21 protein-coding genes are annotated in these 25,003 nt (G+C 71.7%); 3 read left to right on the forward strand and 18 right to left on the reverse strand.

Annotation, left to right across the window (positions count from 1 at the left end; translation table 11 throughout):
* The 14 genes from ACGWYJ_RS17960 to ACGWYJ_RS18025 form a co-directional block, all read right to left on the reverse strand.
* Nucleotides 1-334: hypothetical protein (locus ACGWYJ_RS17960; RefSeq protein WP_395107174.1), on the reverse strand; the 334-nt coding region annotated here is incomplete at its 3' end.
* Nucleotides 335-539: 205 nt separating this feature from the next.
* The gene (locus ACGWYJ_RS17965; protein ID WP_395107175.1) at nt 540-1,409 is read right to left on the reverse strand and encodes a TIGR03936 family radical SAM-associated protein; all 870 of its coding nucleotides are present in this window, start codon (nt 1,407-1,409) and stop codon (nt 540-542) included.
* 164 nt (nt 1,410-1,573) lie between these two features.
* On the reverse strand, nt 1,574-3,496 hold the full coding sequence (locus tag ACGWYJ_RS17970) for a TIGR03960 family B12-binding radical SAM protein (RefSeq protein WP_395107176.1): 1,923 nt from the start codon (nt 3,494-3,496) through the stop codon (nt 1,574-1,576).
* A gap of 87 nt (nt 3,497-3,583) precedes the next feature.
* The gene (gene rodA, locus ACGWYJ_RS17975) at nt 3,584-4,768 is read right to left on the reverse strand and encodes a rod shape-determining protein RodA (RefSeq protein WP_395107177.1); all 1,185 of its coding nucleotides are present in this window, start codon (nt 4,766-4,768) and stop codon (nt 3,584-3,586) included.
* Nucleotides 4,765-6,846: a penicillin-binding protein 2 gene (gene mrdA / locus ACGWYJ_RS17980; RefSeq protein ID WP_395107178.1), complete on the reverse strand. Its 2,082-nt coding sequence runs from the start codon at nt 6,844-6,846 to the stop codon at nt 4,765-4,767. The genes rodA and mrdA overlap by 4 nt, the downstream gene beginning before the upstream one ends.
* The gene (gene mreD, locus ACGWYJ_RS17985) at nt 6,843-7,478 is read right to left on the reverse strand and encodes a rod shape-determining protein MreD (RefSeq protein ID WP_395107249.1); all 636 of its coding nucleotides are present in this window, start codon (nt 7,476-7,478) and stop codon (nt 6,843-6,845) included. Before mreD ends, mrdA begins: the two co-directional genes overlap by 4 nt.
* Before the next feature lie 5 nt (nt 7,479-7,483).
* The gene (gene mreC, locus ACGWYJ_RS17990; protein WP_395107179.1) at nt 7,484-8,494 is read right to left on the reverse strand and encodes a rod shape-determining protein MreC; all 1,011 of its coding nucleotides are present in this window, start codon (nt 8,492-8,494) and stop codon (nt 7,484-7,486) included.
* 117 nt (nt 8,495-8,611) lie between these two features.
* Nucleotides 8,612-9,646: a rod shape-determining protein gene (locus ACGWYJ_RS17995; protein ID WP_285699552.1), complete on the reverse strand. Its 1,035-nt coding sequence runs from the start codon at nt 9,644-9,646 to the stop codon at nt 8,612-8,614.
* A gap of 222 nt (nt 9,647-9,868) precedes the next feature.
* The gene (gene ndk / locus ACGWYJ_RS18000) at nt 9,869-10,279 is read right to left on the reverse strand and encodes a nucleoside-diphosphate kinase (protein ID WP_395107180.1); all 411 of its coding nucleotides are present in this window, start codon (nt 10,277-10,279) and stop codon (nt 9,869-9,871) included.
* 96 nt (nt 10,280-10,375) lie between these two features.
* Complete coding sequence (locus ACGWYJ_RS18005) at nt 10,376-11,740, reverse strand: hypothetical protein (RefSeq protein WP_395107181.1); 1,365 nt, start codon at nt 11,738-11,740, stop codon at nt 10,376-10,378.
* 120 nt (nt 11,741-11,860) lie between these two features.
* On the reverse strand, nt 11,861-12,211 hold the full coding sequence (locus tag ACGWYJ_RS18010; protein ID WP_395107182.1) for a DUF4233 domain-containing protein: 351 nt from the start codon (nt 12,209-12,211) through the stop codon (nt 11,861-11,863).
* Nucleotides 12,208-13,590, reverse strand: coding sequence for a bifunctional folylpolyglutamate synthase/dihydrofolate synthase (locus tag ACGWYJ_RS18015; protein WP_395107250.1), 1,383 nt, complete (start codon nt 13,588-13,590; stop codon nt 12,208-12,210). The genes ACGWYJ_RS18010 and ACGWYJ_RS18015 overlap by 4 nt, the downstream gene beginning before the upstream one ends.
* A 103-nt stretch (nt 13,591-13,693) precedes the next feature.
* Nucleotides 13,694-14,671 (reverse strand): hypothetical protein, encoded by a 978-nt coding sequence (locus tag ACGWYJ_RS18020; RefSeq protein WP_395107183.1) that lies wholly within the window; start codon nt 14,669-14,671, stop codon nt 13,694-13,696.
* Between the two features lie 37 nt (nt 14,672-14,708).
* Nucleotides 14,709-17,333, reverse strand: a complete 2,625-nt coding sequence (locus ACGWYJ_RS18025) for a valine--tRNA ligase (protein WP_395107184.1) — start codon at nt 17,331-17,333, stop codon at nt 14,709-14,711.
* A 139-nt stretch (nt 17,334-17,472) separates the two neighbouring features.
* Between ACGWYJ_RS18025 and ACGWYJ_RS18030 the strand changes: the two genes are divergently transcribed.
* From ACGWYJ_RS18030 to ACGWYJ_RS18040, 3 genes are all read left to right on the forward strand, one after another.
* On the forward strand, nt 17,473-18,174 hold the full coding sequence (locus ACGWYJ_RS18030; RefSeq protein ID WP_395107185.1) for a hypothetical protein: 702 nt from the start codon (nt 17,473-17,475) through the stop codon (nt 18,172-18,174).
* A gap of 232 nt (nt 18,175-18,406) precedes the next feature.
* The gene (locus ACGWYJ_RS18035; RefSeq protein WP_395107186.1) at nt 18,407-19,204 is read left to right on the forward strand and encodes a sensor histidine kinase; all 798 of its coding nucleotides are present in this window, start codon (nt 18,407-18,409) and stop codon (nt 19,202-19,204) included.
* A gap of 435 nt (nt 19,205-19,639) precedes the next feature.
* The gene (locus ACGWYJ_RS18040; protein WP_395107251.1) at nt 19,640-20,299 is read left to right on the forward strand and encodes a response regulator; all 660 of its coding nucleotides are present in this window, start codon (nt 19,640-19,642) and stop codon (nt 20,297-20,299) included.
* Here the strand turns inward: ACGWYJ_RS18040 and clpX are convergent.
* From clpX to tig, 4 genes are all read right to left on the reverse strand, one after another.
* Nucleotides 20,296-21,570 (reverse strand): ATP-dependent Clp protease ATP-binding subunit ClpX, encoded by a 1,275-nt coding sequence (gene clpX, locus ACGWYJ_RS18045; RefSeq protein ID WP_395107187.1) that lies wholly within the window; start codon nt 21,568-21,570, stop codon nt 20,296-20,298. The two genes, ACGWYJ_RS18040 and clpX, sit on opposite strands and share 4 nt — an antisense overlap.
* A gap of 185 nt (nt 21,571-21,755) precedes the next feature.
* Nucleotides 21,756-22,382 carry an ATP-dependent Clp protease proteolytic subunit gene (locus tag ACGWYJ_RS18050; RefSeq protein WP_285699599.1) on the reverse strand — a complete coding sequence of 209 codons (627 nt, stop codon included), beginning with the start codon at nt 22,380-22,382 and terminating at the stop codon, nt 21,756-21,758.
* A gap of 89 nt (nt 22,383-22,471) precedes the next feature.
* Nucleotides 22,472-23,104, reverse strand: coding sequence for a ClpP family protease (locus tag ACGWYJ_RS18055; RefSeq protein WP_285699598.1), 633 nt, complete (start codon nt 23,102-23,104; stop codon nt 22,472-22,474).
* Between the two features lie 182 nt (nt 23,105-23,286).
* Nucleotides 23,287-24,762, reverse strand: coding sequence for a trigger factor (gene tig / locus ACGWYJ_RS18060; RefSeq protein WP_395107188.1), 1,476 nt, complete (start codon nt 24,760-24,762; stop codon nt 23,287-23,289).
* Nucleotides 24,763-25,003: the final 241 nt, after the last annotated feature.

Genomic DNA, 25,003 nt, shown 5'->3' on the forward strand with positions numbered 1-25,003 from the left:
CGGCCTCGCCGGACGGCGCGGTGCTACCGGTCACCTGCGAGGCGCCGCCGGACTGCTCAGCGCCAACGAAATGGCCAGCGTCACCGACCTCCTGTGGCTCCTCGACGGATTCGCCGGCCTCCACGCTCTCGCCGGGCCGCGTGGCCTCGGCGGGCTGGGTGGTGATGCCGGAGTGGCCGGCGTCTACGGACTCCTGCGATTCCACGGCCGGTTGTGTGGTCTCGCCAGGCTGCGTGGTGGCGGGTTCCTTGGTGCCGCCGGGTTGGGTGGGGGTGTCGTCTGTCGTGTTATCGGTGCCTTCGGCTTGCGCCTGATCGGCTTCGTTCTCCAGCATGCGGGCAATCTCCCGTCAGGTTCCCGGGCGCGACCGCCCACCGCCGCTTGGGGCGGGCCGGTGCGGTGCGCCGCACGGGAACTCTCCAGTCAGTCGTCGGCGCCGCCGCCTCCGGGCCAGAATGGTGGCCCGAGGCGACGACAAAGTCGTCGGGGGCGCGCCCGCCGCTCCCTGGAAACCGGTTCCGCGTCACCACGGCTTCGGTCTACGAGCGGGCGCCGGCGACATCCGCGATCGCGGCCTGATCGGACTGCAGCGGCGCGTGGCCGAGCGCCGTCCCGGCGTGATCGCCGGACGGCACCGCGGTCTGGCGCCCGGGCGAGAAGGCCCGGTCGAGTTCGAGCGGATCCGCGAGCTCACCGGTCTGCGCGTCGAGTGGCCCCTGCGCCAGCCTGGTCACCAGCGGCGGTGACGGCGGCGCGAGGTCGGCGACCTGGCGCAGTCCGGTGAGGATGTCGTCGGGTCGAACGGCAGGTGTGGTATGCCGAACAACCATTCGAAGTATTGCACAAGGGGCGTCCGCCGCCTCCGCGGCGCGCCGGTCCCGCTCTGCCTCGAGAGCGCTGACGGCGGCGCGCACGTCGAAACGGCGCCGTCCCTTCTTGGTGAGCCGTTCCACCTCGATCGTGGCGGCGCCGAGGAAGGCGGCCACGGCCCGTGCGGCGTCGCTCTCGCGTACGCCGTCCAGCCGCACCCGCCACTCGGACGCCTCGAGCCGGTCCGCCAGCGCGCTGGTCTTCTCCGGTCCGGCGGCCACGACATCCACGATGTCGAGCCCGTCCGGCAGCGCGGCGTCCAACTCGGCCCGTACCCGCCCAGGGTCGCGGGTCTCGGTCAGCCCGATCTCCAGGTACTCCGCCTCACTGGCCACCCCGGTCGCCGCCGCACCCGCGTACGAGATCTTCGGATGCGGGCTGAATCCGGCGCTGAACGCGACGGGGATCCCGGCGCGCCGTACGGCGCGTTCCACGGCCCGGGATATGTCGCGGTGGCTCGTGAACCGCAGCCTGCCGCGCTTGGCATAGCGCACGCGCAGGCGCTGGATCACTGGGGCCGGCGCCGGGCCCTCCGGCATGGGAGCCAGGGCTTTCGTCCTTCCTACTCGTGCCGAGTCGAAAACGTCTCCCTATAGAGTACGGGTCACCGGGGGCCCTTCGACCCGCCGGGCCTCTGGGAACAATCCAGAAGCGGCGCGACGACCTGGGCTTTCGTCCCGGAAACCGCGCGTGGAACGACGTTCTAGACAACCGAGAGCGGGAGCAGTTTCTTCCCGGTCGGGCCGATCTGGATCTCGGTTCCCATGGTCGGGCAGACCCCGCAGTCGTAGCAGGGCGTCCAGCGGCAGTCCTCGACCTCGGTCTCGTCCAAGGCGTCCTGCCAGTCCTGCCAGAGCCATTCGCGGTCGAGCCCGGCGTCGAGGTGGTCCCAGGGCAGCACCTCGATCTCGTCGCGTTCGCGGACGGTGTACCAGTCCAGGTCGACCGGCTCGCCGGCCAGTGCCCGCTCGGCGCAGGCCGTCCAGCGGTCGTAGGAGAAGTGCTCGCTCCAGCCGTCGAAGCGGCCGCCGTCCTCCCACACCGCGCGGATGATCTTGCCGACGCGGCGGTCGCCGCGCGACAGCAGGCCCTCCACGATGGACGGCTTCCCGTCGTGGTAGCGCAGCCCGATGGCGCGGCCGTACTCCTTGTCGGAGCGCAGCGCGTCCCGCAGGGCGCGCAGGCGCCGGTCGACGGTCTCGTGGTCGCACTGCGCGGCCCACTGGAACGGGGTGTGCGGCTTGGGCACGAACCCGCCGATGGACACCGTGCAGCGGATGTCCCGGCGGCCGGTGGCGTCCCGGCCCGCCTTGATCACGCGCCGGGCCATGTCGGCGATGGCCAGGACGTCCTCGTCCTCCTCGGTGGGCAGCCCGCACATGAAGTACAGCTTGACCTGCCGCCAGCCGTTCTCGTACGCGGTGGTGACGGTGCGGATCAGGTCCTCCTCGGTGACCATCTTGTTGATCACCTTGCGCATCCGCTCGGAGCCGCCCTCGGGCGCGAACGTCAGCCCGGACCTGCGCCCGCCCCGGGAGAACTCGTTGGCCAGCGTGATGTTGAAGGCGTCCACCCGGGTGGAGGGCAGCGACAGCGAGGTGTTGGTGCCCTCGTAGCGGTCGGCCAGGCCCTTGGCGACCTCGCCGATCTCGCTGTGGTCGGCGCTGGACAGGCTGAGCAGGCCGACCTCCTGGAACCCCGACTCCCTGAGGCCCTTGTCGACCATGGCGCCGATCGTGGTGATCGACCGTTCCCGCACCGGACGGGTGATCATCCCGGCCTGGCAGAACCGGCAGCCGCGGGTGCAGCCGCGGAAGATCTCCACGCTGAACCGCTCGTGCACGGTCTCGGCCAGCGGCACCAGCGGCTTGCGCGGGTACGGCCACTGGTCCAGGTCCATGACGGTGTGCTTGTCGACGCGCCACGGCACGCCGGGCCGGTTGGGCGCGACCCGCTGGATCCGCCCGTCCGGCAGGTAGGTCACGTCGTAGAACTTCGGGACGTACACGCCGCCCGACTTGGCGAGGCGCAGCAGCAGCTCGTCGCGGCCGCCGGGGCGTCCCTCGTCCTTCCACTCGCGGACCACCTCGGTGATCGCCAGCGCGACCTCCTCGCCGTCGCCGAGCACCGCCGCGTCCAGGAAGTCGGCGATCGGCTCCGGGTTGAACGCGGCGTGCCCGCCGGCCAGCACGATCGGGTGCTCGTCGCCCCGGTCGGCGGCCTCCAGCGGGATCCCGGCCAGGTCGAGCGCCGTCAGCAGGTTGGTGTAGCCCAGCTCGGTCGCGAACGACACGCCGAGCACGTCGAACGCCCCGACCGGACGGTGCGCGTCCACGGTGAACTGCGGGATGCCGTGCTCCCGCATGAGCGCCTCCAGGTCCGGCCAGACGCTGTAGGTCCGCTCGGCCAGCACGCCCTCGCGCTCGTTGAGGATCTCGTAAAGGATCTGGACGCCCTGGTTGGGCAGTCCTACCTCGTAGGCGTCCGGGTACATCAGCGCCCACCGGACCCGCGCCTCGTCCCAGTCCTTGACCTGGGAGTTCAGCTCGCCGCCGACATACTGAATCGGCTTGCCCACGCGCGGGAGCAGCGGCTCCAGACGCGGGAAGATCGACTCGACAGGCATGCGATGGGCCTCCGGAATCACGGATCTGGTGGAGTCACGGGGAACCCTCAGCCTACCGCCGCGCCCGGGACGCCCCGGCCGTACGCGCTAGTCGTACGGGCGGCGTCTCAGATGCACGGCCTGCAGCAGACCAAGGGCGATCATGTTGGCGAACGTGGCGGAGCCGCCGTAGGACACGAACGGCAGCGGCAGGCCGGTGATCGGCATGATGCCCAGGGTCATGCCGATGTTCTCGAACGACTGGAAGGCCAGCCAGCACACGATGCCGGAGGCGACCAGGGTGCCGAACAGGTCGGCGGCCTGCGTCGCGATGCGCAGGCCCCGCCACATCACCAGGCCGAGCAGCAGGACGATCGCGGCGCCGCCGACGAAGCCCAGCTCCTCGCCCGCGACGGTGAAGATGAAGTCGGTCTGCTGCTCGGGGACGAAGTGGCCGCCGGTCTGCTCGCCGTTGAACAGCCCCTTGCCGGTGACGCCGCCGGAGCCGACCGCGATCCGGGCCTGCTGCGCGTTGTAGCCGGCGCCGCGCGGGTCGGCGGACGGGTCGATGAACGCGGTGAAGCGGGCGATCTGGTACGGCTTGAGCAGCCCGAAGAACCACACCGCGAACGCCAGCAGCAGGCCGCCGCCCACCAGCCCGCCCAGCCAGCGCTTGCGGGCTCCGGAGACGGCCAGCATGCCCAGCACGACGAAGATGAACACCAGCGTGGTGCCCAGGTCCGGCTGCAGCATGATCAGGACGGCGGGGGCGCCGACCAGCAGCAACGCCAGCAGCAGGTCGCGGGTGCCGGGGCCGACCTCGCCGTCGCGCGGCTCGCCCAGGATCATCGCCAGCAGCACCACCAGCCCGACCTTGGCGAACTCCGAGGGTTGCAACTGGAAGCCGCCGCCGACCACGATCCAGGAGTGCGAGCCGTTGATCGTCTCGCCCAGCGGGGTGAGCACGGCGATCAGCCCGACGCAGGCCAGCCCGTACAGGATCGGGGCGTAGGCGCGCAGCAGGCGGTAGTCCATGACCGACACCAGCGCGCCGATCGCGAACGCCAGCACGACGTTGAGCACGTGCCGCTGCACCATGCTCTCGGGATCCTCGCCGCGCTCGGCCAGCAGCGGGTACGTGGCCGCCCTGACCAGCAGCGACCCGAGCACCGACAGGACCAGCACCGACAGCACCAGCACCCAGTCCAACTGGCGCAGCGCCGCCAGCCGCCGCTTCCACAGGCCGCGTTCGCGGTACCCGTCGAGCGTGCCGATCCCGGTGTCGCCGATCACTGCGCGGTCCCCGTCGTCAGCCTGGGCTGGAGGTCGGGCAGGTTCTCCGGCAGCTTGCCGTCCTTGAGGGCGGGCTTCTTGCCGTTCAGCCCGTAGATCGCCTCGTAGATCTCGCGGACGGCGGGCGCGGCGGTGGAGCCGCCGGTGCCGCCCTGCGAGACCATCACGACCACGGCGAACCTCGGCTTGTCCGCGGGGGCGTAGGAGGCGAACCAGGAGGTGTCGCCCTTGCCGAAGACCTCGGCGGTGCCGGTCTTGCCGGCCACGCGCAGCTTGCCGAAGTCGAAGCCGCTGAACGCGCCCGCCGCCGTACCCGACTTGGGCACGTCGGCCAGGCTGTCCCTGATGTAGTCGAGCACCTTGGCGCGGACCGGCAGCCTCGGCGCCGTCGGCGCCTCGATGCGGCGCACCAGCGTGCCGTCGGGGTTGAGCACCGCGACGCCCAGCCTGGGCACCACCAGCCTGCCGCCGTTGGCCAGCGCCGCGTAGGCCCTGGCGAGCTGCAACGGGGTGACCAGGACGTCGCCCTGCCCGACGGAGAAGTTGGCCGCGTCACCCGCGCGCCACAGGTAGCCTCCGGCGCAGTTCTCGGCGGCGACGGCCTTGAGGTAGGCGGCGCGGCCCGGGTCGGACTTGGCGAGCTCCGGGTAGCCGCGCTTGGCGCCCTTGCAGTTGGCCTCCTTGGTGGCGTTCCAGTACTCCAGCTTCCACTTGCGGTCGGGGATGCGGCCCGTGGCCTCGTCGGGAAGGTCGATGCCGGTGCGGGCACCGAAGCCCCAGTCGCGGGCCATGGCCACCATCGGGTCGGCCGGCTTCTTGCGGGGCCTGGTGCCGCCGTCGCGCAGCCACTGCTCGTACGCGAACTTGTAGAAGATCGTGTCGCAGGAGACCACCAGGGCGCGGTGCAGGTTCATGTTGCCGTGCGCCTGGCCCTCGAAGTTCCGGAACGCCCGGGTGCCGACCTTGAACGAACCCGGGCAGGGGTACGTGCCGTTGAGCGGGTAGCCGTTCTCGACCGCCGCGGCCACCGAGGAGACCTTGAACGTGGACCCGGGCGCGAACTGGCCCTGGGTGACCCGGGAGATCAGCGGCTCGCCCCGCTTCTTGCCCAGCAGCGCCTCGTACTCGTCCTGGGAGATGCCGCCCGTCCACACGCTCTGGTCGTAACTGGGCCGGCTGGCCAGCGCCACCACCCGGCCGTCGGTCACGTCCATCACCACCGCGGCGCCCGCGTCGGCCTTCTCGCCGCGTCCGCGCGCCGCCTCCATCTGGTGGTCGAGCGCCTTCTCGGCCGCGGCCTGCACCTTGGCGTCGATGCTGGTCACCAGGGTGGAGCCGGGCACGGCCGCCTGTTCGGAGGCGGTGCCGGTGACCCGGCCCTGGCTGTCGACCAGCACCGTGCGCAGGCCCGGCTCGCCCCGCAGGTCGGCGTCGTAGGCCGCCTCCAGGCCGTCCCGGCCGATCAGGTCGACGGCGCTGTAGCCGGTGACGAGCAGGCCCTTGCGCCGGTCCATCTCCTCCTGGGTGATCGGCTGGAGGTAGCCGATGGCCTGCACGGCGGTGGCGCCCTCCGGCTTCGGGTACTCCCGTACGGCCTGGACCTGGGCGGTGACGCCGGGGAACTCCTCCTGCCGCTCCATGATCTGCATGGCGCGCTTGGGATCGACCCGGTCGTCCACGGGGATCGGCTGGTACGGGGAACCGGGCCAGCACGGGCGCTTGACCGTGGGCGAGCACAGGCGGGTGCGCTTGGTCAGCTCGTCGTAGGTGGTGCCCAGGACGCCCGCCAGCTTGGTCAGCACCGCCTTGCCCTCGTCCTTCTGGCGGGACAGCGCGGTCTTGTCGACCGACACCACCAGGGCGGTGCGGTTGCGGGCCAGCGCGCGGCCCGAGCTGTCCAGGATCATGCCGCGGACCGCCGGGACGACGATGTCGCGGGTACGGTTCTGCGCGGCGACCTGCCGGTAGTAGTCCCCGTCGAGGACCTGCAACGTCCACAGCCGGCCCAGCAGCACCAGCGTCATCGCGCCGACCAGCACGTACAGCACGACCAGCCGGAAACGGGTCTTGGGGTTCACAGGCCCGGCCCCCGGCCCGAGATCGCGCCGAACCCGCTGTCGGTGGCCCTGCGGTCGGACAGGGCGCGGTAGCGGGCGGCGGGGACGATCATCCGGTCGCGCCCGCGTTCGCGGCGCTCATGTCTGCCGGTGACGCGCAGCACCGCCCACACCACGAACGGGCTGGCGAGCACGTCGTACAGCACCTGCAACGGCACCATCCGGGACGCCAGCGTCCAGGTCGAGCGGGCGTCGCCCAGCATCATCCCGGTCACCGCGTACAGGACGGACCCGGCCAGCGCCCCGGCGGCGACCGCGAAGAACGGCACCAGCGACTGGCGGTCCATCTCGTCGGCGGCCAGCCCGCACACGTACCCGATCAGGCAGTACGTCAGGGCGTACCGGCCGATGGTGTGGTCGGCGGGCGGGATGATGTCGGCGGCGAGCCCGGCCGCGAATCCCGCCACGATGCCGGTCATCGACCCGTACACCAGGGCCAGCGCCACCACCGCGAGCAGCACCAGGTCGGGCGTGACCTGGCCGGGCAGGGGCAGCCTGTTGGCCACCGACACCTGCAGGACCAGCGCCACCGCGAGGATCAGTCCGGCCAGCAGGTTGCGGCCGGTCGGCGTGGTGTCCGGTGCGTTGAGCACGTCGATCAATCCCCCGATCGTGTCGTGGTCGGCCTCGGTGACCCGGAGCCGTCGCCGCTGGGGCGCGCCTCCGGGGCTCCGCTTCCGCGCGGACTGGGGGTGCCGCCGCCCCTCGGGGTCGGGGTGGGCGTGGGGCTGGGCCGCGGCGGGAGGACGGCGTCGCGCGGGTCGGCCTTGGGCGGCGCGACCACGACGGCGACCACGTCCAGACTGGTGAAGTTGGTGAACGGGCGGATGTAGGCGGTGCGGATCAGCCCGCCCGAGGGGGCGTCGATCCGCTCGATCACCCCGATGGGCACCCCGGGGACGTAGGGCCGCTCCCCCTGCGATCCCAGCGTGACGAGCCGCTGGCCGACCTGGAGCGGGGCGTTGGCGTTGAGCATCTGGAACCGCATCGGGGTCGTCCCGCCGCCGCCCAGGCCGCGGCGCCCCCTGCCCTGGACGAGCCCGATCTCACGGCTCGCCTCCAGCCTGCTGCCGACCGTGGAGGTGACGTCGGTGGCCAGCAGCACGGTCGCGGTGTGCGGGCCGACCCTGGTGACCCGGCCGACCAGTCCCTCGGCGCTCATGACGGTCATGTCGGGACGGACACCGCTGGCGCTGCCGACGTCCAGCGTGACGGTGTCCTCGTAGCCCTGCCCCGCGGAGATCACATGCGCGGCGACGATCTTGTAGCCACCGATCCCGGCGGTGCCGAGCAGCCGTTGTAGCTGGGCGGACCGGTCACGGTCGAGCCGCCCGGCCCGGAGCTGCTCGCGGAGCCGCTGGTTCTCCCGTTCCAGCCGGTCGGCCCTGCGCCGCTGGCCGGGGGCGTCGGTGATCGCGTCGAAGGTGCCGCCGATCGGGCGCACCACCGCGGCCGACGCCCGCTCGACCGGGCCGAAGACGGCGGCGCCGAGGCCGCGGAGCCCGCGCAGCGGCGAGTTCGCGCCTCCGCGGTAGTCGACCGTGATCATCGTCAGCGCGACCACCAGCAGCACGCCGAGGACCACGCGGGTCCGCCGGGTGTCCTTCACCCACCGACCTCCCGATTCGTCGTCATGGGGGGACGGCGCCGCCCCCGGGGGGCCGCGGTCCCCCGATCGGCTCCGGCGGACCGGCGTGCCGCCGGGCGGCCGGGCCGCGTCAGTCCGTCAGTGGCGGGGCTCGGGGACGAGCACCTGCCGTAGCGACTCGAAGTCCTCCACGCACTTGCCGGTGCCGAGGACCACCGAGTCCAGCGGGTTGTCGACCAGATGGATCGGCATCCCCGTCTCCTCGCGCAGCCGCTCGTCCAGGTTGCGCAGCAGCGCCCCGCCGCCGGTCAGCGCGATCCCGCGGTCCATGATGTCGCCGGACAGCTCGGGCGGGCACTTGTCGAGAGTGGTCTTGACCGCGTCCACGATCGAGTTCACCGGCTCCTCGATCGCCCGCCGCACCTCCTCGGCGGAGATCACCACCGTCTTGGGCAGCCCGCTGACCAGGTCGCGGCCCCGGATCTCCGCGTGGGGCTCCTCCTTCTCCGCGGGGAACGCCGAACCGATCGCCATCTTGATCTCCTCGGCGGTGCGTTCCCCCAGCATGAGGGAGTACTCCTTCTTGGAGAACGAGATGACGGCCTGGTCGAGCTCGTCGCCGCCGACCCGGACCGACTGGCTGGTGACGATGCCGCCCAGCGAGATGATCGCGACCTCGGTGGTGCCGCCGCCGATGTCGACGACCATGTTGCCGGTCGGCTCGTACACGGGGAGACCGGCGCCGATCGCGGCGGCCATGGGCTCCTCGATGATGTAGACGCGGCGGGCGCCGGCCTGGTAGCCGGCCTCCTTGACGGCGCGCTGCTCGACGCCGGTGATGCCGCTCGGCACCGCGACCACGATCCTGGGTTTGGCGAAGTGGCGTCTCTTGTGCACCTTCTGGATGAAGTAGCGCAGCATCCGCTCGGTCACGTCGAAGTCCGCGATGACCCCGTCCTTGAGGGGGCGCACGGCGACGATGTTGCCCGGGGTGCGGCCGATCATCCGCTTCGCCTCGATGCCGACCGCGACGATCTTTCCGGTGTTGGTGTTGATCGCCACGACCGAGGGCTCGTTGAGGACGATGCCGCGCCCGCGCACATAGACCAGCGTGTTGGCGGTGCCCAGGTCGACCGCCATGTCACGGCCGAGAAACGACAACTTGTTACCCATGAAAAAAGGGAGCCCTTCATGCTTGACGGGCGTGCAGAGCGGCGTCCCCATCGTAACGCGACGAAGCCGGGCAGGGCAGGCACCCCCAGGCCGCGCGTCGGCTAAAAAGCCCGTGCCCGACGGCTGACTTTTCGGTGAAACGCGACGCGGGCCGGATGATCCGGCCCGCGTGCCGTGGTGATCGTGCCCGGTGATCGTGCGCCGTTCGGCGGCCGCGCGCGATCAGGCCAGTTCGGGGAAGAACAGCTTGATCTCGCGGGCGGCGGAGTCGGGCGAGTCGGAGCCGTGCACGATGTTCTCGCCGATCTCCAGCGCGTGGTCGCCGCGGATGGTGCCGGGGGTGGCCTTGACCGGGTCGGTCGCGCCGGCCAGCGCGCGGAACGCCTCGATCGCGCGGGGCCCCTCGACGACCATCGCCACCAGGGGGCCGCCGGTGATGAACTCCACCAGCTCGCCGAAGAACGGCTTGCCGGCGTGCTCGCCGTAGTGGGTCTCGGCGGTCTCGCGCGACAGCGTGCGCAGCTCCAGCGCCACGAGCCTCAGCCCCTTGCGCTCGATCCGCGAGATGACGTCGCCGACGACACCGCGGCGGACGCCGTCGGGCTTGACCAGGACAAGAGTGCGCTCGGACACCGGTGGTTCTCCTTGGAAGGCTCGTGAACGTTGGAAGACTCTAGAACGATGGACCCGCGCCCCTCGCGAAGGGGCCTGCCGGGTGCGCCGCGAAGCTTACCCGGCAACCGGCTCCGGCAGCGCCTTGGCCGGGCCGGAGGCCCTGTGGCGCCGTGCCGCCAGGGCGGGCGGCAGCGCCAGCATGAGGGCGATCGCCGCGGCCGTGAGCAGCCATGTCTGGTAGCCGGCGACCAACGCCTGTGCCTGCTGCGCCGGGGTGGCCGCGTGCGCCCGCTCCCAGCGTCCCGCCTGGAGCGAGAGGACGAGGAGCTGGCCCGCCAGGAGGGCGGGGAAGCACAGCCCGAGGCCGAACAGCGCCGCGCCCGCGCCCGCGTCCCGGAGCGAGGCGGCCAGCGCGGCGCCCACGCCCAGGCCCAGCGGGACGAGCACCGCCGTCAGCGTCCGGGGCTCGGTCGGGACGCGTGCGGCCAGTGCCGCCAGCACCGCCACCACGATCAGCGTGTGCCCGGCCAGGACGATGCCGTGCATCGCGCGCTCCGGGAACCGGCCGGTGAGCAGCGCACCGGCCAGCGCCGCCGCTCCGCACGCCGCGAACGGGACGGGCGGCACCGCGCCCTCGGCGGCGGCCAGGCCCGCCAGCGGCCCTGTCACCGGGTACGTGAGGAGCCCGGTGGTGACCATCACGACCGCACAGCGGAACGGGCTGCCCGCCGCCGCGTCCCGTCCTGCCGCCAGGGCCGGTCCGCACAGCGCGACCAGCGCGATGCACGCCACGACCAGTTGCGCGCCCGGCGACCACTGGTGCGTGGCCATCACCGCCAGGAACGCGACACCGGCGGCGGGGGCGATGGGCAGCATCACCTGCCCGCGTTCCGCCTGCTTCGGTACGGGCAGGGGTTCACAACGCCAGGCCAGGCACGGCACGAGCGCCGCTAGCGCCACCAGTGCGGGCCATGGGAAGGGGGCCAGCGCCACACGCCAGTGACCGCTCATGGGAAGCACGTCCAGGGCCAGGGGCATCGCCACCAGCAGGCCAGCGGCCAGCGCCCCCGCCCACAGCGCGACGAGGAACCTGCTGCGCATCGCCCACACCAGCACGGCCGTCGCAGGGAGGACGAGCCCCGCTCCCACACCTTGCAACACCCGTCCCGCTGCGATGAGCGGCACGGTCTCGGCGTACCGGACGCAGGCGAGCCCGGCGAGCAGGCTGAGCAGGCCCGCCCCCAGCACGGCCCGCGCCGGGAGGCGCCGCGCCATCACCGCCGCGGGCGGGACGGTCAGCACGAGGGCGGGCAGCGTGAGCCCCGCGGCGCGGACGAAGCCGGACGCCGCCGCCAGGTCGGCGCGCGCCCCCTCGGCGACCTGCGCGCTCAGATCGGGAACGACCAGCGCGGCCGCCGACGGGGCCGCCAGCGCCAGCAGCGCCGCTCCCGGCATGGCGATGAAGGAACGGTAGGACACGGCCCTCCCCTTCCGAAGGTCGCCGCCCACCGTTCGCGTTGTACCTAAATTAACGGGAATTTCCCGAAATAACCGTTTTGGATTGCGCGGCGGGCGAATGGCGAAGCCGTCCCCGCGAATTTAGCGCGCGCCCGCGCGCTCCGTCCGGCGGCCCATCCAGATGACCGTCCCCCAAAGCACGCCGAAAAGGGCGCCAAGGAAGAACATGGTCGGCACCATGAAACCGGTCGCGATGATCAGTACCTGGAGCGCCGACCCGGCGGCCACCGCCCACGGGAACCGCAGCATCCCCGCCATGACCAGGCACAGCACCGCCAGGCCCCCGCACACCAGCCCGGCCGCCTTGGCGTCCACCCCGCCCACGGTGATCGCCACCGGGATCGCGAGCCCGATCACGACCGCCTCGCACGTCAGGATCGTCGCGAACAGCCGCCGGACCGCGCTCATGCCCGTCTCGTTCGCCGCGCTCATCGGGAACCCTCCACACGGAGCAGGACGCGGGCGTCGCCCACCGTGACCGTCGAGCCGGTGATCAGAACGCCCGCGCCGCGGTACTCGCCGGTCTCCTCGGCCAGGCCGATCGCCAGGTCGATGGCGTCGTCCAGGCGCGGCGACGGATGCACGCGCTCCGGACCGAAGATCCCTTCGGCCAGGTCGGCCAGCTCCTCCGGCGGCAGCGAGCGGGACGAGGAGTTGCGGGTCACCACCAGCTCCGCCAGCACCGGCTCAAGCTGGTCGAGGACGCCCGCCAGGTCCTTGTCGGCGGCGCCCGCGAACACCCCCACCAGCCGGGTGAAGCCGAACGACTCGGTGATCGTCCGCACGGTCGCGGCCATCCCCTCCGGGTTGTGCGCCGCGTCCAGCAGGACGGTCGGGCCGGTGCGCACCACCTCCAGCCGTCCCGGCGAGGTCGACTTGGCGAACCCGCTGCGGACCAGGGCCGGATCGAGCTGCCCGGCGTCGCCGCCCGCGTACGTCTCGCCCGGAGCGATCCGCGTCGCCGCCTCCAGATTCGGCTCGCCCCGCGTCGGGGCGCCGCTGGCGAACGCCTCCACGGCGGCCAGAGCGGTCACGGCGTTGCTCGCCTGATGGTCGCCGAACAGCGGCAGGAAGATCTCGTCGTACTCGCCGTGCAGGCCCTTCAGCCGCAACTGCTGGCCGCCCACCGCCACGTCGCGTCCCAGCACGCCGAACTCGACGCCCTCGCGGGCCACGACCGCGCCGACCTCGGCGACCCGGCGCAGCAGCACCTCGGCGGCGGGCACCTGCTGCTGTGCCAGCACCGCGACCGCGCCCGGCTTGATGATCCCGGCCTTCTCGGCGGCGATCTCCTCGATCGTCCCGCCCAGGTAGTCGGTGTGGTCCAGGCCGATCGGCGTGATCACCGCCACGGCGCCGTCGGCCACGTTCGTGGCGTCCCAGGCGCCGCCCATCCCGGTCTCCACCACCGCCACGTCCACCGGCGCGTCCGCGAACGCCGCGAACGCCATCCCCGCCAGCACCTCGAAGAACGACAGGTGCGGCTCGTGCTTGTCGTCGACCAGCCCCAGGTAGGGCAGCACGTCCTCGTAGATCTGGACGAACCGCTCCTCGCCGACCGGCTCCCCGTCGATGGCGATCCGCTCCCTGATGGTCGTCAGGTGCGGGCTGGTGAACAGGCCGGTCCGCAGGCCGCGCTCGCGCAGCAGCGCCTCGATCAGCCGGGCGGTGCTGGTCTTGCCGTTCGTCCCCGCGACATGGATCACCGGGTAGGCCCGCTGGGGCTCGCCCAGCAGCTCCACGAGATCACGGATGCGGTCGAGGGTGGGGTCGAAGCTCCATTCGACGCCGCGCGCGCCGATGGCGGCCATGACCTTCTGGTAGTCGCTGAGTCGGGATGCCGGCACGCAGCCAGCCTACTTGCGCTCCGCCCTGTGCCGGACGCACCCCGCGTCCCCCGGCCGCTCCGGGGCGTCAGCTCGTGCGCTTCTCCAGGTCGGCCCGCATGCGGGCGGTCAGCCCGGCCAGACCGGCGGGCCGCGCGGTCTCGGCCGGGAGGTTGGACGCGATGAAGCCGAAGGAGTTCGCCGTCGCCCACGCGCAGTAGAGGTGGGTGGCCGACAGCACCGCGAACGTCCCGCAGGAGACCTGCCCGCCGCCCTTGCCCGGGACGGTCGGCGCCGCGGTGAGCAACGTGCTGGGACGTGCCCGCTGTAAGAAGGCGGCGGGGTCACCGATGGCGGCCTTCCCGCCGAGGAACAGGACGTCCTGCCGCCCCGCCGAGGGATCGAGGTAGGCGCCCTTGGCGGTGACGGCGTGCGCCACACCGCCCACGCGGGCCGCCGCGAGGAGGAACGGGTAGGCGGCGGTGGCCTCGGGGAGGCCGTCGTCCTTGCGCAGGCCGCCCGCCGTCCCGGCCGCGGTGACCTCGTACACGGGGATCTTCTCTTGCCTGGGCAGGGTGACGAAGACCGCCGCCGCGACCACTCCCAGGAGCAGCACGACACCGAGCGCCGCCCACAGGCCCTTCCGCCTCCGCCGCCGTGGCCGGGGCTCAACGGGGGTGGGCAGCGGCGCGGGGGCGGGCGGGGGCGCCGCGTGCACGTCCACAGGAGGCGCCTGGACGGGCAACGGCCCCGTCCCATGGGGTAATGGCCGGGCGGGCTCGGACAGGAGCGGAGGGGCCGTCTCGATGATGTCCTGGACAGCGCCCTGTCCCATGCCCTGCCCCAAGCCCTGTCCCAAGCCCTGGGCGGCGTCATGGGCGTAGTCCCGAGCGTCCCCGAGGGGCAGGTGCTCCGGCGGCGTGGGGTCCGGGGTGGACTTGGCCCACCAGGGCGCCACCGGCAGCGGCGCCGGAGGCAGCATGAACGGGCGCCCCGCTCCCCCGTCCGCGTCCAGTTCGAGGTCCTCGTCCGGCGGCAGATCCGGCCGGGGGAGCGATTCAGTCATGGCGCTTGCGAAGCCTCTCCTCCACGGGCCGCCGCGCTCAGCCGGACGGCAGCGCGGCGAGCTGGGCCTCCAGGCGCTCGATATCGGCCTCCGCCTGGACCAGCCGGTCCCGGTTCTTGGCCACGACCGCCTCGGGCGCCTTGGCCAGGAACGCCTCGTTGGCGAGCTTGCTACGGGCCTGGTCGGCGTCCTTGCGGGCGGCGGCCAGGTCCTTCTCCAGCCGCCTGCGCTCGGCCGCCACGTCGATCGCCCCGGCCGTGTCCAGCCGCACCGTCACGCCCTCCACCGGCAGGGACGCCGTCGCCGAGAACCCCTCGCCCGGCTGGTTGAGACGCAGCAGGGTGCGGATGCCCTCCTCGTGCGCGGCCAGTGGCGACGCGCCGAACTCCAGCACGGCGGCCACCCGCTGCCCCGGCTTGAGCCCCTGGTCGCTGCGGAACCGCCGGATCTCGGTGATCAGCCGCCGCAGCGACTCCACCTCGGCCTCGGCGTCCACGTCGTGCCGCGCCGCGTCGGCGACCGGCCACGCGGCCGTCACCACCGTCTCGCGGCCGGTCACCGACGTCCACAGCTCCTCGGTGACGAACGGGATCATCGGGTGCAGCAGCCGCAGCAGCGTGTCGAGCACCTCACCCAGGACCCGCCGGGTCCTGTCGGCGCGCTCATCGGTCAACTGGACCTTGGCCAGCTCCACGTACCAGTCGCACACCTCGTCCCAGGCGAAGTGGTACAGCGTCTCGCACGCCTTGGCGAAGTCGAAGCCCTCCAGCAGGGCGTCGGCCTCGGCCACCACGCGGTTGAGCCGCGACAGGATCCAGTTGTCGACGGTGGTCAGCTCGTCGGCGGACGGCAGGTCGCCGCGCACGTGCGCGCCGTTCATCAGCGCGAAGCGGGTGGCGTTCCAGAGCTTGTTGCAGAAGTTGCGCGAACCCTGCGCCCACTCGTCCGCCACCGGGACGTCGCCGCCCGGGTTGGCGCCGCGCAGCAGCGTGAACCGGGTGGCGTCGGCGCCGTACCGCTCGATCCAGTCCAGCGGATCGACCACGTTGCCGAACGACTTGGACATCTTCTTGCCGTGGGCGTCGCGCACCATGCCGTGCAGCGCGATGACCTTGAACGGCTCGACACCGTCCATCGCGTACAGCCCGAACATCATCATCCGGGCGACCCAGAAGAACAGGATGTCGTACCCGGTGACCAGCACCGAGGTCGGGTAGAAGCGCTCCAGGTCGGCGGTGCGGTCGGGCCAGCCCAGGGTCGAGAACGGCCACAGCGCGGACGAGAACCACGTGTCGAGGACGTCGGTGTCCTGCGTCCAGCCCTCGGGCGGCTCCTCGTCCGGGCCCAGGGCCGCGACCTCGCCGTCCGGGCCGTACCAGACCGGGATGCGGTGTCCCCACCACAGCTGCCGGCTGATGCACCAGTCGTGCATGTTGTCGACCCACTCGAAGTAGCGGGCCGCCATCTCCGGCGGGTGGATCGCGACGCGCCCGTCCCGGACCGCGTCGCCCGCCGCCTTGGCCAGCGGGCCCACCTTGACGAACCACTGGAGCGACACGCGCGGCTCGACGACCGTGGAGCAGCGCTGGCAGTGCCCGACCGCGTGCTCGTACGGGCGGACCTCCTTGACGATCCTGCCCTGCTGGCGCAGCGCCGCCACCACGGCGGGGCGCGCCTCGAACCGGTCCAGGCCCTCGAACGGACCGGGCTCGGTGATCACGCCACGCTCGTCCATGATCACTTCGAGCGGCAGGCCGTGGCGGCGGCCGATCTCGAAGTCGTTGGGGTCGTGCGCCGGGGTGACCTTGACGGCGCCGGTGCCGAACTCGGGATCGACCAGCTCGTCCGCCACCACCGGGATGCGCCGGCCGGTCAGCGGCAGCTCGACCTCGCGCCCGATCAGGTGCTTGTACCGCTCGTCGTCGGGGTGGACGGCCACCCCGGTGTCGCCCAGCATCGTCTCGGCCCGGGTCGTGGCCACCACGATCTCGGTGTCGCCCGACCCGTACCTGATGGAGACCAGCTCGCCCTCGCGCTCGGCGTGCTCCACCTCGATGTCCGACAGCGCCGTCAGGCAGCGCGGGCACCAGTTGATGATCCGCTCGGCGCGGTAGATCAGGCCATCGTCGAACAGCCGCTTGAAGATCGTGCGGACGGCGCGGGCACGCCGGTCGTCCATCGTGAACGCCTCGCGGGTCCAGTCGACGCTGTCGCCCAGCCGCCGCATCTGGCCGAGGATCGCGCCGCCCGACTCGTTCTTCCACTGCCAGACACGCTCGACGAACGCCTCCCGGCCCAGGTCATGCCGGGAACGGCCCTCCTTGGCCAGCTCTCGCTCGACCACGTTCTGGGTGGCGATGCCCGCGTGGTCCATGCCGGGGACCCACAGCGCCTCGTACCCCTGCATGCGGCGCCGCCGGACCAGCGTGTCCTGGATCGAGTGATCCAGGGCATGGCCCATATGCAGCGAACCTGTCACATTAGGAGGCGGTATGACGATGGAGTAGGCGGGGGCGTCCGGACGCCGGTCAGGGTCGGCGGTGAAGTGCCCAGCCGATACCCAGCGTTCGTAGAGCCTGCTCTCGACGTCCGCAGGCTGGTACTGGGTGGGCAGCTCTACCTCGGCGGCCCCATGGCCGCGCTGAATGCTGGGCGTTGTCACGGAGCCCGATTCTACGGGGCGCCGCGCAGTAGAACGCTCGGACGGTCGGATGCGTCCAAACATCCGTCACAGGGGATTCGGACAGGCCGGACCGGAGGCGCCGCCTCCGGAGCCGGCGGCGACAAGGAGTACGGAAGAGATGAGCGGTTGGAACCCCCCGCCCGCGCCCGGCGGGCCGCCGGGCCCCTACGGTTACGGCGTCCCGGGCCCGGCGCCCTATCCGCCGCCACCGCCGCGCCGCTCGTCGAGCGCGGGGCTGGTCATCGGGTTGATCCTCGGCATCGGCATGATCTTCGTGCTGCTCGTCGTGGTGGTCGTGGTGGTGCTCGCCGGCAGCAGCCACAGCATCGGCACACCCCCGCCCACCGCGGGCGGCTACACCAGGGACTACTCGACCGAGAGCCGGATCTCCTCGCAGATCAACTCGCAGCGCTCGATCATCCGGCGGGCCACCAACTACGCGATCGACGACGTCTACACGGCCGTTTACGGGTCCGGCTCCGACAAGTACCTGTTCGTCGGGGGCAACGGCGACTTCGACCCGAGCGACCTCTACAGGGAGTTCCGCACCGCCGTGAACTCCGAGATCAGCAGCAACGTCACGGCCGCCGTCATCCCCCTGGCCGACGCGGGCGGCGACGGCGAGGCGGTGTGCGCCACCGTCCTCAACCGGCAGTCGTCCCTCAGCACCTACAGCACGGCCCTGTGCGCCTGGGCCACCAAGGACACCTTCGGGACGATCATGCCGGTGCCCGAGGGGTCGCTGAGCACGTCCCGCAGCTACAGCTACGGCACCGTCGCGACCGCCATGCGCCTGATGCGCAAGGACCTGGAGGACTGAGCGGGCCCTCCGACCCGCTCTCCCGACGGCCGGTCCCCGCGGGGGCCGGCCGTCGGCCGTTCCCGCCAAGGTCGGGACTCCGGTCACCTGACACCGGGTCGCCCCGCACGCGACGCTGGTCAGCGGCGTCCCGACCGGCCGGGAACACCGGCGGCGTCCCGACCGCGCCGTACGACCGCCCCGACCGGGCATGGGATCAAGGGACGATGAAGGGACATCGAGGGAGGACCGGATGCGAGCGGTACTCGCGGGCGCGGCCGGCGCGGCGGTGGCGTTCGCCTGCGGAGCGGCGGTGGCGCACATGGCGCACGCCCCCCGGCTCGCCCGGCTCACCTCGGACCTCCAGCGCTCCCGCGAACGCATCCTGGCCACCCGCGAGGAGGAACGCCGCCGCCTGCGGCACGATCTGCACGACGGGCTCGGCCCCACCCTGGCCAGCCTCGCCATGTCGCTGGACACCGCGCGCCTCACCCTCGCCGGCGAGCCGGAACGGATCGAGCCGGTCCTGACGGACCTGCGCGACCGGCTGGCCACCACCGTCGGCGAGATCCGCGAGATGGCCCGCGGCCTGCGCCCGCCCGCCCTGGACGACCTGGGCCTGCCCGCGGCGATCGAGTCGCTGGCCGAGGGGTGCAGCGACCGCGTGGACGTCCGCTTCGACGGCGACCACCGCCACCTGCCCGCCGCGGTCGAGGTCGCCGCGTACCGGATCATCGAGGAGGCGGTGGAGAACATCCGCAAGCACTCCCGCGCCGGCACCACGCTGGTGCTGCTGACCCGGGAGGCCGACCTGCACATCATGATCGCCGACTCGGGCGTCGGCCTGCCCGAACCGGTACGGGGCGCGGGCCCGCCCGCGACCGGCGGCCTGGCCCGGATGCGCGAATGGGCCGCCGAGGTCGGCGGCACCTGCACCGTCACCTCCCGGCCCGGCGTCGGCACGATCGTCTCCGCCCGCCTCCCCCTCGCCGTCCCGGGCTACCATCGGGCATTCAGCGGCGAATCGGGGCGAGCGGGGAACACGTCATGAGCGGACCGCAGGGGCGCGGCGGCGCCTGGACCGACGAGCGAGGAACGAGCGAGGAGGGCCGAGGCGGTCGGCGGGGTCGGCTGGTCGGGGCGGACACCGGGCGCCAAAGGGCGCCCCGGAGGTCCGCGGGGGACCGATCATGAGCGGACCGCAGGGGCGCGGCGGCGCCTGGACCGACGAGCGAGGAACGAGCGAGGAGGGCCGAGGCGGTCGGCGGGGTCGGCTGGTCGGGGCGGACACCGGGCGCCAAAGGGCGCCCCGGAGGTCCGCGGGGGACCGATCATGAGCGGACCGCAGGGGCGCGGCGGCGCCTGGACTGACGAGCGAGGAACGAGCGAGGAGGGCCGAGGCGGTCGGCGGGGTCGGCTGGTCGGGGCGAACACGGGGCGCCAAAGGGCGCCCCGGAGGTCCGCGGGGGACACGAGCGCCGAGGGAATCAGGGTTCTCATCACCGACGACCATCCGGTGTTCCGGCAGGGCCTCAAGGGTCTGTTGCAGGCGCTGGGCGTGGAGGTGGTCGCCGAGGCCGAGAACGGGCCGGACGCGGTGCGGCTCGCCGCCGAGTTGCAGCCGGACGTGGTGGTGATGGACCTGCACATGCCGGGCGGCAACGGCATCGAGGCCACCCGGACGATCACGCGCACCAGCCCGCGGATCGGGGTGCTGGTGCTGACCATGTTCCGCGACGACGACTCGGTGTTCGCGGCCATGCGCGCCGGGGCGCGCGGCTATCTGCTCAAGGAGTCGGGGGCCGAGGAGATCGCGCGCGCGGTGAAGGCCGTGTCGGCGGGCGAGGCCATCTACGGCCCGGAGATCGCCCGCCGGGTCCTGGCGTACTTCACCGAGATGCCCGACCGCAGGCAGACCGCGTTCCCGCAGCTCACCGAGCGGGAACGGGAGGTGCTCGAGCTGATCGCGCAGGGCCGCAGCAACCAGGAGATCGCCTCGGCGCTGTTCCTCAGCCAGAAGACCGTCCGCAACCACGTCAGCAACATCTTCATGAAGCTGCACGTGGCCGACCGCGCGCAGGCGATCGTCCTGGCCCGCGAGGCGGGCCTGGGCGAGACCGCCCGCGACCGCGACGGCGTCCCTTAGGCGCTCTTCTCGCGGGGCTCGCGCTTGGTGCGCTCGCGCGGCACGAGGGTCGGGTTGACGTGCTCCAGGACGGCCTCGCGGGTGATGACGACGCGGGCCACGTCCTGACGGCTCGGCACCTCGTACATCACCGAGAGCAGGACCTCCTCCATGATGGCGCGCAGCCCGCGGGCTCCGGTGCCGCGGAGGATGGCCTGGTCGGCGATCGCCTCCAGGGCGTCGTCGGTGAACTCCAGGTCGACGCCGTCCAGCTCGAACAGCCGGTGGTACTGGCGGACCAGCGCGTTCTTGGGCACCGTGAGGATGTTGATCAGGGCCTCGCGGTCGAGGTGGTGCACGCTGGTGATGGCCGGGAGGCGGCCGATGAACTCGGGGATCATGCCGAACTTCAGCAGGTCCTCGGGCATCACCTCGGCCAGGTGGTTGGTCGAGTCCTCGTAGTCGGACTTGGAGCGGATCACCGCGCCGAAGCCCATGCCCTGCTTGCCCACCCGGGCCTCGACGATCTTCTCCAGGCCGGCGAAGGCGCCACCGCAGATGAACAGCACGTTGGTGGTGTCGATCTGGATGAACTCCTGGTGGGGGTGCTTGCGGCCGCCCTGGGGCGGGACGCTCGCGGTGGTGCCCTCCAGGATCTTCAGCAGCGCCTGCTGGACGCCCTCTCCGGAGACGTCCCGGGTGATCGACGGGTTCTCGCTCTTACGGGCGATCTTGTCGACCTCGTCGATGTAGATGATCCCGGTCTCGGCCTTCTTCACGTCGTAGTCGGCCGCCTGGATCAGCTTGAGCAGGATGTTCTCGACATCCTCGCCGACATAGCCGGCCTCCGTGAGCGCGGTCGCGTCCGCGATCGCGAAGGGCACGTTGAGGAGCCTGGCGAGCGTCTGCGCGAGCAGCGTCTTGCCCGACCCGGTGGGGCCGAGCAGCAGGATGTTGGACTTGCCCAGCTCGACGGCGTCGTCCCGGCCGTTGTCGCCGGACTGGACGCGCTTGTAGTGGTTGTAGACCGCTACCGAGAGCGCCTTCTTCGCCGTCTCCTGCCCGATGACATAGGAGTCCAGGAACTCGTAGATCTCCCGGGGCTTGGGCAGGCTGTCCCACTTGAGGTCGGAGGTCTCGGAGAGCTCCTCCTCGATGATCTCGTTACAGAGATCGATGCACTCGTCGCAGATGTACACGCCCGGACCCGCGATGAGCTTCTTGACCTGCTTCTGGCTCTTCCCGCAGAACGAGCACTTGAGCAGGTCACCACCGTCGCCGATGCGTGCCACCCAACTGTCTCCTTTTCGTGGGGCCGTCCGCCCGCCTTGGACGCCGCGGCGGATGCGGCTCGGTTCGTTGCGTCCCGAAGGCTTTCGACGTTGGACTCGACGTTACCGCCTCGGGCGGACTTGGTAAGCCCCTCGCCCGGAAGATGTGGCGTCCGGGCTGAGGGTCTCCCAGGCCGCGCGCCGTCTCAGGACGACACTACCTCGGCCGTGCGCTTCCTGCTGACGAAGACGTCGTCGACCAAGCCGTAGGCCTTGGCCTCCTCCGCCGTCAAGATCTTGTCGCGTTCGATGTCCCGGCGCACCTCGTCCACGGACTTGCCGCTGTGCCGGGCCAGGATCTCCTCCAGTTGCTCGCGGATCCGCATGATCTCGCGGGCCTGGATCTCGATGTCGCTGGACTGCCCGTAGCCGCCCTCGGTGGCCGGCTGGTGAATCAGCATCCTGGCGTGCGGCAGCGCGGCCCGCTTGCCGGGCGTCCCGGCCGCCAGCAGCACGGCCGCGGCCGAGGCGGCCTGGCCGATGCAGACGGTCTGGACGTCGGGCTTGACGAACTGCATCGTGTCGTAGATCGCCGTCATGGCGGTGAAGGAGCCGCCGGGCGAGTTGATGTAGATGCTGATGTCGCGGTCGGGGTCGATCGACTCCAGCGTGAGCAACTGCGCCATCACGTCGTTGGCGGACGCGTCGTCGATCTGCACGCCGAGGAAGATGATCCGCTCCTCGAAGAGCTTGTTGTACGGGTTCATCTCCTTGACCCCGTACGTGGTGCGCTCGACGAAGGACGGGATGATGTACCGGTCGTCCACCGGCATCGGGCGCCGCCCGCCCTGGGTGACCAGGTCGGCGAAGCCGGGTCGGATCAGATCGCTCACTGTGTGCCTCCGATAGGGATTTCTGCGCGTCAGGAGACGGGGCCCTCGGAGGGCACCTGGTTGGCGCTGAGCACCACGTGGTCGACGAAGCCGTAGTCCTTGGCCTCGTCGGCGGTGAACCAGCGGTCGCGGTCGGAGTCGCGCTCGATCTGGTCGAGCGGCTGCCCGGTGTGCTGGGAGATCCGCTCGGCGAGCATCCGCTTGACGTAGAGCATCTGCTCGGCCTGGATCTTGATGTCGGAGGCCGTGCCGCCGATCCCGCCGGACGGCTGGTGCATCATGATCCGCGCGTGCGGCAGGGCGTAGCGCTTGCCCGGCGCCCCGGCGCACAGCAGGAACTGGCCCATCGAGGCGGCCAGGCCCATGCCCACCGTCACCACGTCGTTCGGGACGTACTGCATGATGTCGTAGATCGCCATTCCGGCGGTGACGGAACCACCTGGCGAGTTGATGTACAGGGTGATGTCGCGGCGGCCGTCCTCGGCGGACAGCAGCAGCAACTCGGCGCAGATGCGGTTGGCGATGTCATCGTCGACCTGCTGGCCGAGGAAGACGATCCGCTCGCGCAGCAGCCGCTGGAACAGCTGGTCGCCGAGCGGCAGCAGGGGCGCCTCGGCGACCCGCGCCATGATCCGCGACGACTCGTCGAAAGTCGGAGGCATGCTCACCGGGTGTTCCTCCGGTCCTTTTATCGGTTCGGATGCTTTGGACATTAACGCGCCCCGGCGGCCGATCACGCCGCGAGGCCCCGCTTTTCGCTGGGGGCGTACCCGCGCATGGTGATCTCAATAGAAGGGGAACGCCCCGTGCCCGGGCCGGGCACGGGGCGTGAGCCGATACGGGATCAGGCGTCCTTCTCGGACGTCTCCGAGCCCTTGGCCTCGGCGGTCTCCTCGGCCTCGCCCTCCCCGTCCGTCTCCTCGTCCTTGTCTCCGTCCGTCTCCTGGGCCTCGGTCGCGGTCTCGCCCTCGGCCTGGACGGTCTGGCCGGTCTCGTTGTTCAGCTCGCGGCGGATCGCCTCGACGTCCACCTCGTTGCCGGCGGTGTCCTTGACGGTCACGTGCTCGACCAGCAGGTTGAGCGCCTTGCTGCGCAGCACCTCCGAGACGATCGCCGGAAGCTGGTTGTTCTCGGTCAGGTACTCGGCGAGCTGCTGCGGCTGCACGCCCATCTGCATCGCCTGGGTGACGACGTAGTCGCTCAGCTCCTCGTTCTCGACGCCCAGCTCCTCCTGGACGGCGAGCTGGTCGAGCACGAAGCCGCCCTTGACCGCCTGCCGGGCCGCCTCGGCCACCTCGGTGTCGAACTCTTCTTCGGACTTCTCCTCGCGGGCGAGGTAGTCCTCCTTGGTCATCCCGGCCATCTGCAGTTGCTGCTCCAGTTGCTGGCCGCGGCGCTGGATCTCCTCCTCGACCACCTTCTCGGGCAGCGGGATGTCGATCTTCTCCAGCAGCGCCTCCAGGGCCTTGTCGCGGGCCTCGGCGATCTGCTGGAGCCGCACCTGCCGGGACAGCCGGTCGCGGATGTCGGCGCGCAGCTCCTCGATGGTGTCGAACTCGCTGGCCATCTGGGCGAACTCGTCGTCCGGCTCGGGCAGGTTCTTGACCTTGACGCTCTGCACGGTGACGGTGATCTGGGCCTCCTCGCCGGCCCGCTCGCCCTCCACCAGGGTGCCGGTGAAGGTCGTGCTCTCCCCCGCCGACAGGCCCAGCAGGGCGTCGTCCAGGCCCTCGATGCCGGACTTGCTGCCGACCTCGTAGGAGTAGCCGGAGGTGGAGGCGTCCTCGACCTTCTCGCCGTCGATCTCGGCCACCAGGTCGAGGGTGACGAAGTCGCCCTCCTCGACCGGCCGGTCGGCGGCGGTGAGGGAGGCGAACCGCTCGCGCAGGTTGCCCAGGGTCTCCTCGATCTGCTCCTCGCCGACCTCGGCGGACTCGACGGTCACCTCAAGGCCGTCGTAGTCGGGCACCTCGAACTTGGGGCGGATGTCGACCTCGGCGGTGAAGGCGAACTGGTTCCCGTCGTCGAGCTCGGTCACCTCCACGTCCGGCTGGCCGAGGACGAAGATCTCGCTGTCCTCGACGGCGCGGCCGTACAGCTCGGGAAGCGCGTCGTTGACCGCCTCCTGCAGGACCGCCCCCCGCCCGACGTACTGGTCGATCAGCCGGGCGGGGACCTTGCCGGGCCGGAAGCCCTTGATCCGCACCTGCTGCGAGATCTCCTTGTACGCCTTGTCGAGGTTCGGCTTGAGCTCGTCGAACGGCACCTCGACGGTGAGCTTGACCCGCGTGGGGGTCAGCTCCTCGACATCGGTCTTCACTGGGGTAGGTCTCCTTGATCGGGCGCTGTCTCGGCCGCGGCGTTCGACGCGTGCTTGGCCCGTCGTCGTCTCTCACCGCAGGTCCCGCGCTGAACGGGCCACGGTGGACGGGTCCACCGCGGGCGGGGCGACGCGGGCAGCCGGTAGCCGGGTCCGCGCGTTCGCGCGCCAGTCTATGGGGTACGGGCCGGGAGTGCCGACACCGCGCCCACCGAGCCGGGGCACGTCGCCGAACTAGTGG

Origin of the sequence: Actinomadura sp. SCN-SB, from assembly GCF_043906805.1 — a bacterium.
Taxonomy (GTDB): domain Bacteria; phylum Actinomycetota; class Actinomycetes; order Streptosporangiales; family Streptosporangiaceae; genus Spirillospora.